The following is a 14,322-nucleotide window of genomic DNA, read 5'->3' on the forward strand; positions in this document are numbered from 1 at the left end:
TTTGTAGGGACAGGTTTTACCGATAACGCTGCGCCTCAAATAAACAACTTAACTAGAATAATATTGACTTAAGGCTGGTGGGCAATGCCAACCCTACTGGCGTGGCACACCTTATTTGATGAATTAGAATTACGCCCGGAAACTGTAGGGGCGCAAAGACTTGCGCCCGATTCAATGGTCAAATCTATTCCACAATTTTAGCTGTGTCAAGCCACTACGGTATAGAATGGCAAATGACGACATGACGAATGACAAATGACGAATGACGAATGACAAATGACAAATGACAAATGACAAATGACAAATGACAAATGACAAATGACAACACCATCTTTAATCGTATCAGCCAAACCCTGGGCAAAGTTGTTTTGGGTCAATCGACTGTCGTGCAACAATTGCTTGTCGCCCTACTGAGTGGGGGTCATGTCATTATCGAAGGTGTACCGGGAACCGGAAAAACCTTACTGGTGAAAGTGATGGCAAAATTAATGCAAGCTGATTTTCGCCGAGTTCAGCTTACCCCTGATATTTTGCCTTCGGATATTCTCGGAACCAATATTTTTGACCTGAATAGCCGCAGTTTTACCCTCAAGCAAGGACCCGTTTTTACGGAGATTTTGCTGGCGGATGAAATTAATCGCACACCTCCTAAAACCCAAGCCGCGCTATTAGAAGCGATGGAAGAACAACAGGTAACGCTAGATGGGGAAAGTTTGCCTTTACCGGACTTGTTTTGGGTGATTGCGACTCAAAATCCTCTAGAATTTGAGGGAACTTATCCGTTACCTGAAGCGCAGTTAGACCGCTTTTTATTTAAACTGGTGGTAGATTACCCCGATACTGCTGCCGAAAAGCAAATGTTGCTGAATGTACAAAAGGGATTTCGGGCTAAACGTTTTGATTTGGAACGTCTCAAACCTGTAGCAACTGTAGGACATATTCTTAATGGGCGTAAAGCGGTGCAAGGGGTTGATGTGGATGAGAAGATATTGGATTATCTATTAGCGTTGGTGGGAGGTTCACGTAACCATCCGGATTTGGCGTTAGGGGCGTCTCCTCGGGCGACGGCGGCGTGGTTACAAACGAGTAAGGCGTATGCTTGGTTGGCGGGGCGGAATTATGTGACACCGGATGATGTGAAAACAGTTGCGCCGCCGTTGTTGCGTCATCGTCTGATTTTGAAACCAGAGGCGCAGTTGGATGGGTTGATGGTTGATGGGGTGATTGCGTCGTTATTGAAGCAGGTTTCGGTTCCGCGATGATGGGATTGCGATGATTCAAAATTCAAAACCTAGTCAGGGCGGGTTTAGTTGCATTTGGGTGAGGCAAGAAATGATAATAGTGAAACCCGCCCCTACAAACTAATATGATTATTCCGTCACAACGTCTTTATTGGCTGCTGCTACTGGGTATGATAATCGCCCTGTTGCTGGCTGTTGTGTTTAATCAGCCAAGCAGCATTTGGGGAACTCTGGGATTTGATGCGATTGTCCTGAGTTTAGCGGTTTGGGATGGACGACGGGTTAAACCGTATCGTGTCACGGTGACGCGCTATCCGTTACATCGATTATCCATCGGGCGGGATAATCCTGTGGTATTATCGGTGCGATCGCGCTCGTCATCTGCCCAGATTCGCCTGCGTGATCATTACCCGCTAGAGTTTGATGTCTCTACACCCACTCTCTCAGCCCAACTGGAAGCCAATTATACTCAGGACTTTACTTACACGGTTCACCCCAAAAGTCGCGGCGAGTATCCATGGGGAGATATTCAAGTGCGACAACGGGGGCGCTGGGGATTAGCATGGCTCGATTGGACTATCCCCGCGAGTCAGACGGTGGCAGTGTATCCGGATTTGCTGGGATTGCGAGAACTCTCGATTCGCCTCACTTTAGAGAATACAGGAACCATGCGCCGAGCGCGACGCCTGGGTACGGGAACCGAGTTTGCGGAACTTCGGGACTATGGTGTTGGAGATGATACTCGGCTTATCGATTGGAAAGCCACAGCCCGTCGTTCCCGTCCGTTAATCCGGGTATTGGAACCAGAGAGGGAGCAAACGTTAATTATTTTACTCGACCGAGGGCGGTTAATGACGGCACAGGTGCAGGGATTAAAGCGATTTGATTGGGGGTTAAATGCGACATTATCCCTGGCTTTGGCGGGATTAAATCGAGGCGATAGAGTGGGAATTGGTGTGTTTGACCGAGAGGTAACCCGTTGGATTCCACCGGAACGGGGTCAGCATCAGTTATCGAAATTAATAGAACGATTGACGCCAATTCAACCTGTATTATTGGAACCGGATTATTTTGGCGCAGTGACGCGATTAGTGAATCAACAAACTCGTCGTGCTTTAGTGGTTTTGATTACCGATATTGTTGATGTAACCGCTTCGGCTGAACTCTTATCAGCCATGGGACGCCTTACGCCGCGTTATTTACCCTTTTGTGTGACATTACGTGATCCCCAAGTTGATACTATTGCTCACACTCGGACTCAGGATATAGAAGCAACATACTCTCGTGCGGTTGCGTTAGATTTAATTGCCCAGCGTCGGGTGGCTTTTGCCCAATTGAAGCAAAAAGGGGTGTTGGTATTAGATGCACCAGCGAATCAGATTAGTGAGCAGTTGGTTAACCGTTATTTACAACTGAAGGCGCGGAGTTTACTCTAACAGGGGTTGAGAGGGTGGGGCAGGGCGGGTTTTGGATAAAGGTTATTGGTTTGTGGGTTAAGTTTGTCTCTAAACCCGCCCCGACAGACAAATGAAACCCGCCCTAATCCCAACCTGAAAGGGGATAAAAAAACACCGGATTTTTAACCGCGATCGCACGCTAGAAATGTCGCGGTAGTGAGAGGTGGGGCAGGGCGGGTTTTGGATAAAGGTTATTGGTTTGTGGGTTAAGTTTGTCCCTAAACCCGCCCCTACAGACAAATGAAACTCGCCCTAATCCCAACCTCTAAATTGATCATTAAGCGCCATAGTACGCGGGTTCTTTCCCCGGTTTCCATTTGATATTGCAGCCGATACTAGGTTTTTGTTCTTCACTGACGGGAGACTGCGCCAATACCGAATCGATCGCGGATCGTAGATCCTTACCCGTCACAGGTTTATCATTCCCTGGGCGGCTATCGTCGAATTGTCCCCGGTATACTAATTTGCGATCGCGATCGAACACAAAGAAGTCTGGCGTACAGGCGGCTGTATAGGCTTTAGCCGTTTCCTGGCTTTCGTCATAACACAAGGGAAACGTCAATCCTAATTCTTTTGCCATTTCCTTTAACTTCTCAGGCGCATCGTCGGGGTGAGTCGTGGCATCGTTGGCGCTAATTGCTACAATCCCCAGATCCGCATCCTGGTAGTCTCGACCTAGTTTGGCTAATTCTCCCTGTACATGCTTGACAAATGGACAATGACGACAGAGAAATATCACCACTAATCCCTGTTTCCCTGCAAACGTGTCTAAGGATATCGTTTCGCCCGATACTACATCGGGTAACTGGAATTCTGGGGCTTTGTTGCCTAGAGGCAACATGGTTGAGGCTGTGAGTGCCATGATTTTCACTCCTTTGGTGACGAATTAGAGGATTTGATTGTTGAACATATAGGCGGGGAGAGGGAACAGCGAACGGGGAACAGGGAACAAAACGATTTTTTATAAGCTTAACTTCTTAATTGGTTGATTTACAGGGCGGGTTTTGAATAAACGCTATCATCAATCGCAACAGGAAAATCCCTAAACCCGCCCCTACAGACAAATAATGGCGCGTCTCAACACTCAACACTTCTCCAATCCCCAATCTATTCTGATTTTGCTGAATTGGATGATCCCGCCTCAGCGGTTTCTTCACTATTGGGTAACTCCAGACAGTATCCCGCACCGTATACTGTTTTAATATATTGGGGATGACGGGGATCAGGTTCGAGTTTGGTTCTCAAGTGGCGCACATGGACACGAATGGTTTCAATATCGTCATCTGGATCATATCCCCAGACTTCTTTGAGAATTTCACTAGGAGAAACCGTTTGACCATGACGCTGCAATAAGCAGTGTAGCAGTTCAAATTCCAAGTGGGTTAATTTGACCGTCTGATTAAACCAAATCGTCTCAAACCGTTCTGGAATCAGGGTCAAAGGACCATAGTTGAGGATTTCCGTATGCTTGGCGGCTTGGGGGATGCGGTCAGTACGTCGCAGTAAGGCGCGTACCCGTGCTAGCATTTCTTCGAGTTCAAAGGGTTTGGTCAGATAATCGTCCGCACCGGCATTAAACCCTTCTACCTTATCCTGCGTTTGACCCAACGCTGTCAACATCAACACGGGAATATCCGTGGTGCGTTCATCCCGACGCAACCGTTGGCAAACGGTAAAGCCATCGACTCGAGGGAGCATTAAGTCTAGCATGATCAGGTCGGGCTGGAGTTGCAGCGCGATCGCCTGACCCTTGATACCATCGGGCGCTTGGTGAACTTCGTATCCTGCCATTTCTAGGTTAATGGAGACCAGTTCTGAGATTGCGGGATCGTCATCGATTAAAAGGATTCTATGCATCACTTAAGTGGTTACTAATAGGACTTGTTAAGGTTGGATAAGAAATGTCACAGGAAACTACAGATACTGTACCGATTATAAGCGCTGATTCTAAACTACTTGTGAAGAAAATGGAAATTTTCTGATTTTTTTGGAAAAATAAGGTATAATGTTGAGTTGGCTTAGATTAATCCCCTTTTTGTCCTAGCGACTGGAAGTCACGGCTACGCAAATGTATGCGAAGCCTTCCCGAAGGGTAGTCCCCAAGGTAAGGACTGGATTATCAAGGGGGTAATCAACCCGGATTTGGTATTAGAGAGTGTGTTAGCGATCGCTCTTATTATTTATAGTCTGCTCCCAGACGTGCCATGGCACGTCTCTACACTCACCACAAGACTCCCTGAAGCAGACCCTAGTTATCATCATCCTCTTCAGATGACTCCCGGTTCGATTCTTTTTTCAACTCCTCAAGTTCACGCTGCGTTTGCTCTTTCCCCCGCTTTGCCTCTTTGTAATCGGGTTGATACGTCAAAGCGTTTTCATAAGAGGTCAATGCTTCACTGTATCGCTTCAGGTTAAATAGAGCATTAGCGCGACTATTCCAGGCTTGGTAATAGCTGCGCTTATGGGCAACAGCTTGGTCATACGCCGCGATCGCGTCTTGGTATCGTTGCAATATATAGAAGACATTCCCCCGGTTATACCAGGCTTGCTCCGAATTGGGTCTCAGTTTCACCGCCTTCTCGTAAGCCGTTAATGCTTCATCATAACGCTCCAATTTATGCAACGCCCAAGCTCGACCATACCACGCCTCATAACTGTTGGGCTGAAGTTTAACCGCTTCTTCAAATGCGGCTAACGCTTCTTGATACTGGCTTAACTTGTTTAAAATACTGCCCTGACTGTACCACGCTCGATAAAAATCTGGCTGAAATTGAACCGCTTTCTGGTAAGACTCCACCGCTTCACGGTGTTTGTTTAAATTGACCAACGCATTACCCCGTTGATACCAAGATTCGGCGAAATCGGGCTTATATTCTATGGCTTGGTCATAGGATTGAAGCGCCTCTTCATACTGTTGTAAATTATGGAATGCCCAGCCACGCTGATACCAGGCTGAGGCATAATTGGGTTGAATCTCTAAGGCTTTATCGTAAGATGCGATCGCAGCCGAATAGCGCTGTAACTCCATCTGTACCATCCCGCGACGTTCCCAGGTTTCCACGTCCTCCGGTTGCAATTTCGTTACCTGATCAAACGCACTAATCGCGGCTTCATAACGCTGCAATGCAACTAACGCCTCTCCTCGTCCTTTCCACGCCTCTGGATACTCACGCTGAATTTGAATCGCCTGATCATAAGCATCCAACGCCGCCTCAGACTGACCCAATGCCAAAAGCGCATCCCCTTGACCCAGCCAAGCTTCAGCATAGTCCGGTTGCAGTTCAACGGCACGATTATAAGCGCTGAGGGCGTCCTCATACCGCCTCAACTCCAGCAGTGTTTCACCTCGGTTATAGGATTGAGTCGCGTTGGTGGAATTAATCCAATTGATAATCCCGATTGTCGCCCCTCCTCCAGCCGCTATTATCGCCCCAGTAATCAAGAACGCCAGTATCAGTTTCTGCCGTTGAGACGATTGAGGAACAGGTGGTAGGGATGGGGATGTCGCCGCTACAGCCACCGTCGCCTTCGTGGGTTGGGTTAAATCCTGCAACGCCTGCACAGCCGCTTCCGCAGAGGGGTAACGTTGGCGAAAATCGTAGCGGATCATTTTATCCAGAACTTTCGCCAACTCAGGGGAAACCGAGGTGCGATCGCGCCAGCACAGTTCTCCACTGTCGGGATCAACGGGCAGTTCCTGAGGCGCTACACCGGTTAATGCTTGAATCCCAACGATCCCCACCGCATAGATATCACTACTCAAACGGGGATTCCCATTCGCTTGTTCACTGGGTCGATATCCCAGCGTACCAATCGCCACCGTAAAGCTAGAGGATTTTCCCTGCACTATCTGAGTGCTAACTTGTTTAACCGCGCCAAAATCAATTAGGACTAACTTGCGATCGCATTTACGCCGGATCAGGTTGTGGGGATTAATATCTCGGTGAATCACATGATGCTGATGAACAAACGCTAATATCGTCAGGATTTCCTGCAACAGATCAATCACCTGCTGATCTGACCAAGACGTTCCTTGCGTCAATTCCTGACTCAGATTATCCCCTTCAACCAGTTCCTGCACCAAATAGAATTCTTGACTCTCTTCAAAATAGGCAAATAGCTGCGGAATTTGGTTGTGATGACCCAACTGATGCAGGATTTTAGCTTCCGTTTCAAACAAACGCCGCGCCGTCTGCAAGGTAAACGGGTCAGTCGCTTGGGGTTTGAGTTGCTTCACCACACAATCGCGATCGCTAGGCAAATGTTGGTCTTGGGCGACAAATGTAGCACCAAACCCACCTTGTCCCAGTTGCCGCACGATATTATAGCGTCCACCAATTGTTTGTCCGAGAGCCAAGTTCATTGGTTTTATCAAGCCAATTCCAGCATTGCCATGCAGTAATGATATGATTGATTCTTACACAAAATTTTGCCAATCCCTTCCCCAGCTTCCAGACGTAGCATGCTACGTCTCTACATGGCTCCCCCAGCTTCCCTACCTCCCAGCCAATTTCTGAATTCCATGACATTGATGCAACTCCCCATTGGGCATCGTTGTACCGCTTAAATTCGCCCTTAGTCGTCTCGTTGCGGAGTTTGTACAGCCAATGCCAATTTGTTCTCTACAAACAATTGAAAGGCTGAGTAGAGAGCTTCAACTAGGGTTAATAGATCGGATGCTTTGGCGGCATTCACAGCAACTTGACAAACTTGAGTCGTGACTTCTTTGCAAGTAGATGCGCTGACCTGATTTATTTTCTCGACAGATCAATCTTAATCATAGTATTAATTTCAAGATTGGGTTACTTATTTTTGGGTGATGGGAATATGTCCCGGTTGCAGCGTAACCCGTTCTAACCAACTCAGGATAGCAGGAAATTTGCTTAAATCAAAGCCGCCTTTATCCGCAACATGAGTGTAAGCAAACAAGCCAATATCCGCTATAGTATAGCGATCGCCCACAAAAAATCTATGCTGCTGTAAGTGAGTGTCCATAACGGTTAGCGCAGCGTAACCCGGTTGGCGTTTTTGGGCGAGTGCTTGCTGATACTCCTCTGCTTTTCCCAGTATCGAGATCCAATATCTGGATGTGGCGATATAGGGTTCGTGGCTATATTGTTCAAAAAATAACCATTGGAGTACTTTTGCTCGTGCTGGAAATATCGGTTGCTGGAGAAAGTCCCAAGGAGGTTGTGGCTTTTAGGTGATAACATTCTAATAAGGTGACAGTATCTGCTACATTAATCGTAGTTGGGTCTAATAAGGGAATTTCAATCAGATCATAACCACAAGCCGCCGTATTCGCGATCGCGCGTTCTCGATCCGCTTGCTCCCAAGTTCCTGCCCAAATTAGGGCGTGAATGCCTAATTTATTGCTCATTCAGGGGAATAATTTGCTAGATGACTACACTTTAAAATACTATCATTCTCGTCTCAACGATATCACCTACTTAACATCAGTCAACCATGAATTCCCGATTTTTCACACGCCGACAATTTATACAGGGCATCAGTCAGTCTACCTTAGCATTTCTGGGCGCAGGCTATCTATCCCAATTCAGGGCATCTGCACTCAATAAACCAACATCTGTACTTGTTATAGGAGCGGGTTTATCCGGACTGTATGCGGCATTAATCTTAGAAAAACAAGGGTTTTTGGTCACAGTCTTAGAAGGGCGAAATCGTGTAGGGGGTCGAGTTCACACCTTAGATGATTTGCCTGGAAAACCTGAAGCAGGAGGACAAGGTTTAGGCGAAAAATACTCTCGTTTCATTAAGTTAGCGAATCGTTTAAATGCACCCTTAAAACCTCGTCCCCAGCGAGAACGTCAACTGTTACTTCATGTCAATGGACAATCGGTACTCGCCAGTGATTGGGAATCGTCTCCAGCGAATCGTTTAGCTGAGTCGGAAAAAACGATCATTCCCCCAGCTTTACTCACCCATTATCTACGCCCAAATAATCCCCTTGAGCAGAATCAAGACTGGACGTTACCCGAATATTCGTATTTAGATATTTCTCTAAAAGATTATCTGCGTCAGCAAGGAGCATCCCCGGAAGCCTTGCGGCTGATGAATGTTTATCCCTTTTCAATGAATAGTATTGAAAGCGCTTCCGCATTATGGGGATTGCGAAATGATCAAAGGGCAAAAACGCGATCGCGTTCCTCAATCAGGGTGAAAGAGGGAAACAGTCGATTCCCTGAAAAAATCGCTGCTTCTCTGACGTCTCCACTTTACACCCAGAAGGTAGTAGAAGCGATTTACTCTCAAGACACAGGTGTTAAGGTTTATTGTACCGATGGCTCATCCTTTACTGCCGATTATGCCATCTGTACATTACCGTTTTCTGTCTTACGTCAGATTCCCATTTATCCCCCGTTAGAGGCAGAACAAAAAGAAGCGGTAGAGCAGTTACCCTATACTAAAGTCACCCAGATTCATTTGTCAGTACGTGAGCCATTCTGGGAAGCTGATGGCTATCCGGTGAATATGTGGACAGATTCGTTTTTGGAACTGGTTTTTCCGGTTAAGGATGAAACCGGAAAGGTACAAGGTTTAGTCGGTTGGGCAAATGGGGAAAATGCTGATAAATTAGACGCATTATCGGCTAGGGAAGTCGAGGAACAGGTAAAGGCTCAGTTAAAACAGATGCGTCCCCAAACCGCAGGAAATGTCGAGATTACTCGTGTCGTGACTTGGGGAAGCGATCCCTTTTCTTTAGGCGCTTATGCTTATTTTGCACCGGGACAAATCCAGGTATTTCAAACCCAGATGCAAAAACCTTGGCAACGCATCCACTTTGCCGGGGAGCATACCGCGATCGCATCACCGGGGATGGAGGCGGCGTTGGAATCGGCTGAACGGGTAGTGATGGAGATTTTACAGCGCCAGAGATAACCTCAAGTTGTCCACTTTCAAAAGAATTTAATAACTGTAATTCCTCAATCAGGGTGAAAGTCATTTACATTCCGGGTGACTAATATAAGATTAAATTTGCTATAACCAGTCGAGGAGAGCCAACTTTTTTAGGGTAATGAAAAAAATCAAAGCCTCTCTCCTTGTCGGCTATGCATTATTCACCTCTTTAATCTGTTCACAATGAACATTATTTCAGGAAAATAACAAAACTTTAACCCAATAGGTTTAAGAGTTGTTAAAAGTTATTGAATAGTGATGGAATTCAGGTAAAATTTTCCCTTTATAAGAATTGCGACCTGGATAAGTTAGATGACAACCACAAAAGCCTTGCAATTTATGCGGAGAACCGCAGAAGATGAACAACTACAGCAACGCCTAGGGGAATTGATCGGGGTTGGTGATGGGGATATCAGTAGTCAAATGGAACTCGATGAAGCCGAAGCCGACGCCTTGACGGGCGATCGCGCTCCTCTAGTCGTCAAATTAGCATCCCAGCAGGGGTTTAATTTTTCTGTTGACGATTTAAGAACTGTTGTTGATGCGTTTGGGCGATATCAGTTAGGAGAACTTTCTGAAGCAGAGTTCTCGCAACGCATTGGATTATCCAACCTCGATCAAGGAACAAAAGAGAGTATTCCCTCGATTAAAAAGACATTAGAATTTGTCTATCGGGGAACTCGCTATCAACGAATTAATGGCAAACTCGTTCCTGTTATCCAACCCACTAATTCTACGCCCAGTGTTCTGGAATTTATGCACAAGACATCTGAAGATCAGGGCTTACAGCAACAATTAGCGACAGTGTTGGGGGTTGGTGATGGAGATATCAGTAGTCAAATGGAACTCGATGAAGCCGAAGCCGACGCCTTGACGGGCGATCGCGCTCCATTAGTTGTTCAGTTTGCCGCCCAGCAGGGGTTTAACTTTTCCGTTGAAGACTTAAGAACAACGGTAGATGCGTTTCAACAGTATCAATCAGGCGAAATATCGGCTAACGATTTCTCAAAGATGATTTGTGTATCGAACCTAGATCAGGGAACAAAAGAAAGTATCTCCTCGATTAACAAAACCTTAGACTATGTCTATCGAGGGACTCGTTATAAACGCATTAATGGCAAGCTAGTCCCCGTACACGAATCGGTGAATTCTACACCCAATGTCCTGCAATTTATGCAGAAAACGGCTGACGATCCCGAAATTAAACAAAAATTAGGAGCATTATTGGGAGTCGGTGACGGCGATATTAGTAGCCATGCCGAATTGGATCAGCAAGAAGCCGCTGCGTTAATCGGCGATCGCGCCCCGTTAGTGGTGAAATTTGCGGCTCAACATGGGTTTGACTTTTCCGTTGAACAACTCACCACAGTTGTTGATGGCTTTGTGCGATATAAATCCAATGAACTATCCGATCAAGAGTTAGCTAAAATTCTGGGATTGTCTGATCAAGGGACACCAGCAAGTTTACCCTCAATTAAACAAACTCTAGAGTTTGTCTATCGCGGAACTCGTTACCAAAAAATTAATGGACAATTGGTTCCCGTGGAAAAACCAGCAACGACTTAAAAAAACACCGATCTCCAGTGAGGAAATCGGTAGTATTCATGTCTAACCAATAGTGAATTAGTCCAAATAGCCCATGAGTTCATCACTCGATTCAGTCGCATTAGCCGCAATCGGACGATTATTCGGTAAAGGCTGAACATCCAGCGCGGTTACATTTTGATTTCGTCTCGCTAGCGCTTGTTGTGTCTCAGCTTGAGTGCTTCTATTTTTGGTTGTTGTTCTATCTGCCATAATCTATTACTGTTAAATGGGCTTCTAATCCCAAAATCGCTACAAAATATTACAATTATTTTATAGTTTAACAATTCTGCACGAAAAAAGAAAATTAACCAACCCACCAGCTAAATGTAGAGACGTAGCATGAGGAGTCTCTACATTGCCCAAGGAATCACAAATTCAAATCTGTCACCGCACCTATACTACTAGAGGACACTAATTTGGCATATTTCGCCAGCACTCCTTTGGTATATCGGGGTTTGGGAGGTTGCCACTTGGCGCGGCGTTGTTGCAGTTCCTGATCAGATATATTGATCTGTAATAATCGCGCCGGAGCATCAATCGTAATCGAATCCCCTTCTTCGACTAACGCGATCGCACCTCCAACGGCAGCTTCTGGGGCAACATGACCGACTACCATACCATAAGTCCCCCCAGAAAAGCGACCATCGGTAATTAATCCCACCGAATCCCCTAACCCCGCACCAATAATCGCTGACGTGGGCGCTAACATTTCCCGCATTCCTGGACCTCCTTTGGGTCCCTCATACCGCACCACAATCACATCTCCCGCCTGAATCTTACCCGCCAAAATTGCATCCAAACAATCTTCCTCGGATTCAAACACACGCGCAGGACCGGTGATTTGGGGCGTTTTCACCCCGGTAATCTTTGCCACCGCGCCTTCGGTTGCCAAATTTCCTTTTAAAATCGCCAGGTGTCCTTGGCTATACATGGGATTATCCCAGGGACGAATTACATCTTGATCCGGGGGCGGTTCATCGGGTACATCAGCTAATACTTCCGCTACGGTTTTCCCGGTAATCGTTAATGCATCACCCTGTAATAAATCATGGACTAGCAGCATTTTCATCACTTGGGGAATACCACCAGCCTGGTGTAAATTCGTGGTCACATATCTGCCACTGGGTTTAAGATCACACAGAACCGGAACTCTAGCGCGAATCGTTTCAAAGTCATCCAGAGTTAACTCTACCCCGATCGCCCGCGCAATTGCCAGTAAATGCAGTACCGCATTCGTTGATCCACCCACTGCCATAATTACCGAAATGGCATTTTCAAAAGCTTGGCGAGTTAAAATCTGTTGGGGTAGAATTTGCTGACGAATCGCATCAACCAGAACAAACGCCGATTTTTCTGTACTATCCGCTTTTTCGGCATCTTCGGCTGCCATTGTTGAGGAATAGGGTAAACTCATTCCCATGGCTTCAAATGCCGAGGACATGGTGTTGGCGGTGAACATTCCGCCACAAGAACCTGCACCGGGACAAGCGTTTCGTTCGACGGCTACCAGTTGTTCTTCAGTAATCTTACCCGCACTATGTTGTCCCACCGCTTCAAAGGCGCTGACAACGGTTAAATCTTGTCCATCCAGATGTCCGGGTTTAATGGTTCCCCCATAAACAAAGATGGCAGGAATATTCAGCCGCGCGATCGCAATCATCGCTCCAGGCATATTCTTATCACAGCCACCAATTGCCAGCACCCCATCCATACTTTGACCATTACAGACGGTTTCAATGGAGTCAGCAATCACTTCCCGTGACACCAGGGAATATTTCATCCCCTCGGTTCCCATAGAGATACCATCGCTAATGGTAATCGTACCAAAGACTTGCGGCATTGCCCCCGCTTGTTTTAATCCGGCTTCTGCCCTTAGCGCTAAATCATTGATGCCCATATTACAGGGCGTGATTGTACTATACCCATTCGCTAACCCAACAATTGGCTTGGTAAAGTCGCGATCGCTAAAACCGACAGCACGAAGCATGGCACGATTTGGCGATCGCTGCACACCTTGGGTAACGACTTGACTTCTCAGGTTATCTGACATTGGCTTAATTTCCTTTGTTAATAAACTACCCAGACCTGCTAAGAGCTGAGGTCTGGGTTTTTAGTAGCCCGCTCAGTCATTGAACAAGCTAAGACTTCGGCGTGAGCGCTCAGTCGAACGCTGAACATACTTAATAGTTCGGCTTAGCTTGCACGATAACCCCGTGCCTCCAGGCTGGTTTATAGACAGCCCCACAAGTGCAATATTATTGGCTCCATTAAAGTCGGCATCTCCATGCCAACCACAATGCCCACATTTGAAAGTCTTGCCACTACGGTAAGACTTTCCTTTTACCGGGTGAATGTGTAGGCAATTGTGACATATTTGGGAAGTATAGGCAGGGGGGATTGGGATAACTTGAACACCAGCGCCAATAGCTTTGTACTCAACAAACATTCGCAGTTGATAAAATGCCCATGAATTTGAGCGTCTGCGTTCTGTTTTGTTCCTGGGTTGCTGGTTGGTTCTTTCCCTGATTCCCGTAAGGTCTTCTATAGCAATAGAGGCACTATACTCAACTGCTCGTCTGACCACTGATTTGGAAATGTTGTGATTGAGCCATTGTTGATAACGTCTCTCCCTCCCCGACAGCCGTTTCAAAACTTCCCGGCATCTACGCCGAGTTGTTCTTGTGCCTTTCGAGGCTTTTTTCTGGAGAGACGCCCTAACTTGATAAAACTTATCTCGTACTGACTGAATGTGCAATCCGTCCCACTTTTTGCCCTCTGATGTAACTGCAATATCTCGGCGTCCCAAGTCGATACCTATCACCAAGTCTTTCACGGATGAGTCGGGAGCTTCGTCTTTAATTTGGATGTGCAGGTAGAACTGACCATCGCGATGCTTGCACAGTTGAGCAGAAGTCGGGTTTCTCTGTTTGAGTTTTCCTCTTTGGTAGTTGCCGACTTTTAATTCAACTCGCTCTCTACCGTGAGTAGTTGCAAGGCTTACCGTCCAGTCTTGTTCTCGGAAGCGAAACAAGTCTTTGTCACAGTCCATGCTGCTTGGGGCAAATCTTTTAACAGGTTTGCCTTTTAGCTTGGCTACCTTGCGGTTGGCAGCTACACGC

The 14,322-nt window shown here is 46.6% G+C and carries 11 protein-coding genes and 1 pseudogene; 4 read left to right on the top strand and 8 right to left on the bottom strand.

The genetic code is table 11. The features are described from left to right. Positions 1-311: 311 nt before the first annotated feature. Positions 312-1,262, top strand: coding sequence for an AAA family ATPase (locus tag RIG27_RS19390; protein WP_446347845.1), 951 nt, complete (start codon positions 312-314; stop codon positions 1,260-1,262). A gap of 107 nt (positions 1,263-1,369) precedes the next feature. Then, positions 1,370-2,677: a DUF58 domain-containing protein gene (locus RIG27_RS19395; protein ID WP_446347864.1), complete on the top strand. Its 1,308-nt coding sequence runs from the start codon at positions 1,370-1,372 to the stop codon at positions 2,675-2,677. A 298-nt stretch (positions 2,678-2,975) separates the two neighbouring features. Here RIG27_RS19395 and RIG27_RS19400 read toward each other — a convergent pair whose 3' ends face one another. The 5 genes and pseudogenes from RIG27_RS19400 to RIG27_RS19420 form a co-directional block, all read right to left on the bottom strand. Next, positions 2,976-3,560, bottom strand: coding sequence for a thioredoxin family protein (locus tag RIG27_RS19400; RefSeq protein ID WP_446347847.1), 585 nt, complete (start codon positions 3,558-3,560; stop codon positions 2,976-2,978). 245 nt (positions 3,561-3,805) lie between these two features. Then, positions 3,806-4,555 (bottom strand): response regulator transcription factor, encoded by a 750-nt coding sequence (locus RIG27_RS19405; protein ID WP_446340583.1) that lies wholly within the window; start codon positions 4,553-4,555, stop codon positions 3,806-3,808. 391 nt (positions 4,556-4,946) lie between these two features. Next, positions 4,947-7,061: a tetratricopeptide repeat protein gene (locus RIG27_RS19410; protein ID WP_446347850.1), complete on the bottom strand. Its 2,115-nt coding sequence runs from the start codon at positions 7,059-7,061 to the stop codon at positions 4,947-4,949. Positions 7,062-7,504: 443 nt separating this feature from the next. Continuing rightward, a pseudogene (locus tag RIG27_RS19415) lies at positions 7,505-7,849 on the bottom strand (glutathione binding-like protein); the annotation flags it as partial. Further along, the gene (locus tag RIG27_RS19420) at positions 7,818-8,078 is read right to left on the bottom strand and encodes a hypothetical protein (RefSeq protein ID WP_446347852.1); all 261 of its coding nucleotides are present in this window, start codon (positions 8,076-8,078) and stop codon (positions 7,818-7,820) included. The gene RIG27_RS19420 and the pseudogene RIG27_RS19415, both read right to left, overlap by 32 nt. An 86-nt stretch (positions 8,079-8,164) precedes the next feature. Here RIG27_RS19420 and RIG27_RS19425 point away from each other — a divergent pair, with 86 nt between their 5' ends. After that, a complete protein-coding gene (locus tag RIG27_RS19425; protein ID WP_446347853.1) occupies positions 8,165-9,598 on the top strand; it encodes a flavin monoamine oxidase family protein in 1,434 nt (477 codons plus the stop codon). Between the two features lie 330 nt (positions 9,599-9,928). Continuing rightward, positions 9,929-11,182, top strand: coding sequence for a Nif11-like leader peptide family natural product precursor (locus RIG27_RS19430; protein WP_446347855.1), 1,254 nt, complete (start codon positions 9,929-9,931; stop codon positions 11,180-11,182). A 57-nt stretch (positions 11,183-11,239) separates the two neighbouring features. Here the strand turns inward: RIG27_RS19430 and RIG27_RS19435 are convergent, their stop codons facing one another. The 3 genes from RIG27_RS19435 to RIG27_RS19445 all read right to left on the bottom strand — a co-directional run. Next, positions 11,240-11,413, bottom strand: coding sequence for a hypothetical protein (locus RIG27_RS19435; protein WP_446340590.1), 174 nt, complete (start codon positions 11,411-11,413; stop codon positions 11,240-11,242). Positions 11,414-11,570: 157 nt separating this feature from the next. Then, positions 11,571-13,253: a dihydroxy-acid dehydratase gene (gene ilvD / locus RIG27_RS19440; RefSeq protein WP_446347858.1), complete on the bottom strand. Its 1,683-nt coding sequence runs from the start codon at positions 13,251-13,253 to the stop codon at positions 11,571-11,573. A 72-nt stretch (positions 13,254-13,325) separates the two neighbouring features. After that, positions 13,326-14,322: RNA-guided endonuclease InsQ/TnpB family protein (locus tag RIG27_RS19445; protein ID WP_446347860.1), on the bottom strand; the 997-nt coding region annotated here is incomplete at its 5' end.

Origin of the sequence: Coleofasciculus sp. F4-SAH-05, assembly GCF_040222985.1 — a bacterium.
Taxonomy (GTDB): Bacteria; Cyanobacteriota; Cyanobacteriia; order Cyanobacteriales; family Coleofasciculaceae; genus Coleofasciculus; species Coleofasciculus chthonoplastes.

What these genes read in the sequence shown, in the direction of transcription:
- RIG27_RS19390 (WP_446347845.1), top strand. Translation starts at nt 312, where the DNA reads ATGACAAATGACAACACCATCTTTAATCGTATCAGCCAAACCCTGGGC.
- RIG27_RS19400 (WP_446347847.1), bottom strand. Translation starts at nt 3,560, where the DNA reads ATGGCACTCACAGCCTCAACCATGTTGCCTCTAGGCAACAAAGCCCCA.
- RIG27_RS19405 (WP_446340583.1), bottom strand. Translation starts at nt 4,555, where the DNA reads ATGCATAGAATCCTTTTAATCGATGACGATCCCGCAATCTCAGAACTG.
- RIG27_RS19410 (WP_446347850.1), bottom strand. Translation starts at nt 7,061, where the DNA reads ATGAACTTGGCTCTCGGACAAACAATTGGTGGACGCTATAATATCGTG.
- RIG27_RS19420 (WP_446347852.1), bottom strand. Translation starts at nt 8,078, where the DNA reads ATGAGCAATAAATTAGGCATTCACGCCCTAATTTGGGCAGGAACTTGG.
- RIG27_RS19425 (WP_446347853.1), top strand. Translation starts at nt 8,165, where the DNA reads ATGAATTCCCGATTTTTCACACGCCGACAATTTATACAGGGCATCAGT.
- RIG27_RS19430 (WP_446347855.1), top strand. Translation starts at nt 9,929, where the DNA reads ATGACAACCACAAAAGCCTTGCAATTTATGCGGAGAACCGCAGAAGAT.
- RIG27_RS19435 (WP_446340590.1), bottom strand. Translation starts at nt 11,413, where the DNA reads ATGGCAGATAGAACAACAACCAAAAATAGAAGCACTCAAGCTGAGACA.
- ilvD (WP_446347858.1), bottom strand. Translation starts at nt 13,253, where the DNA reads ATGTCAGATAACCTGAGAAGTCAAGTCGTTACCCAAGGTGTGCAGCGA.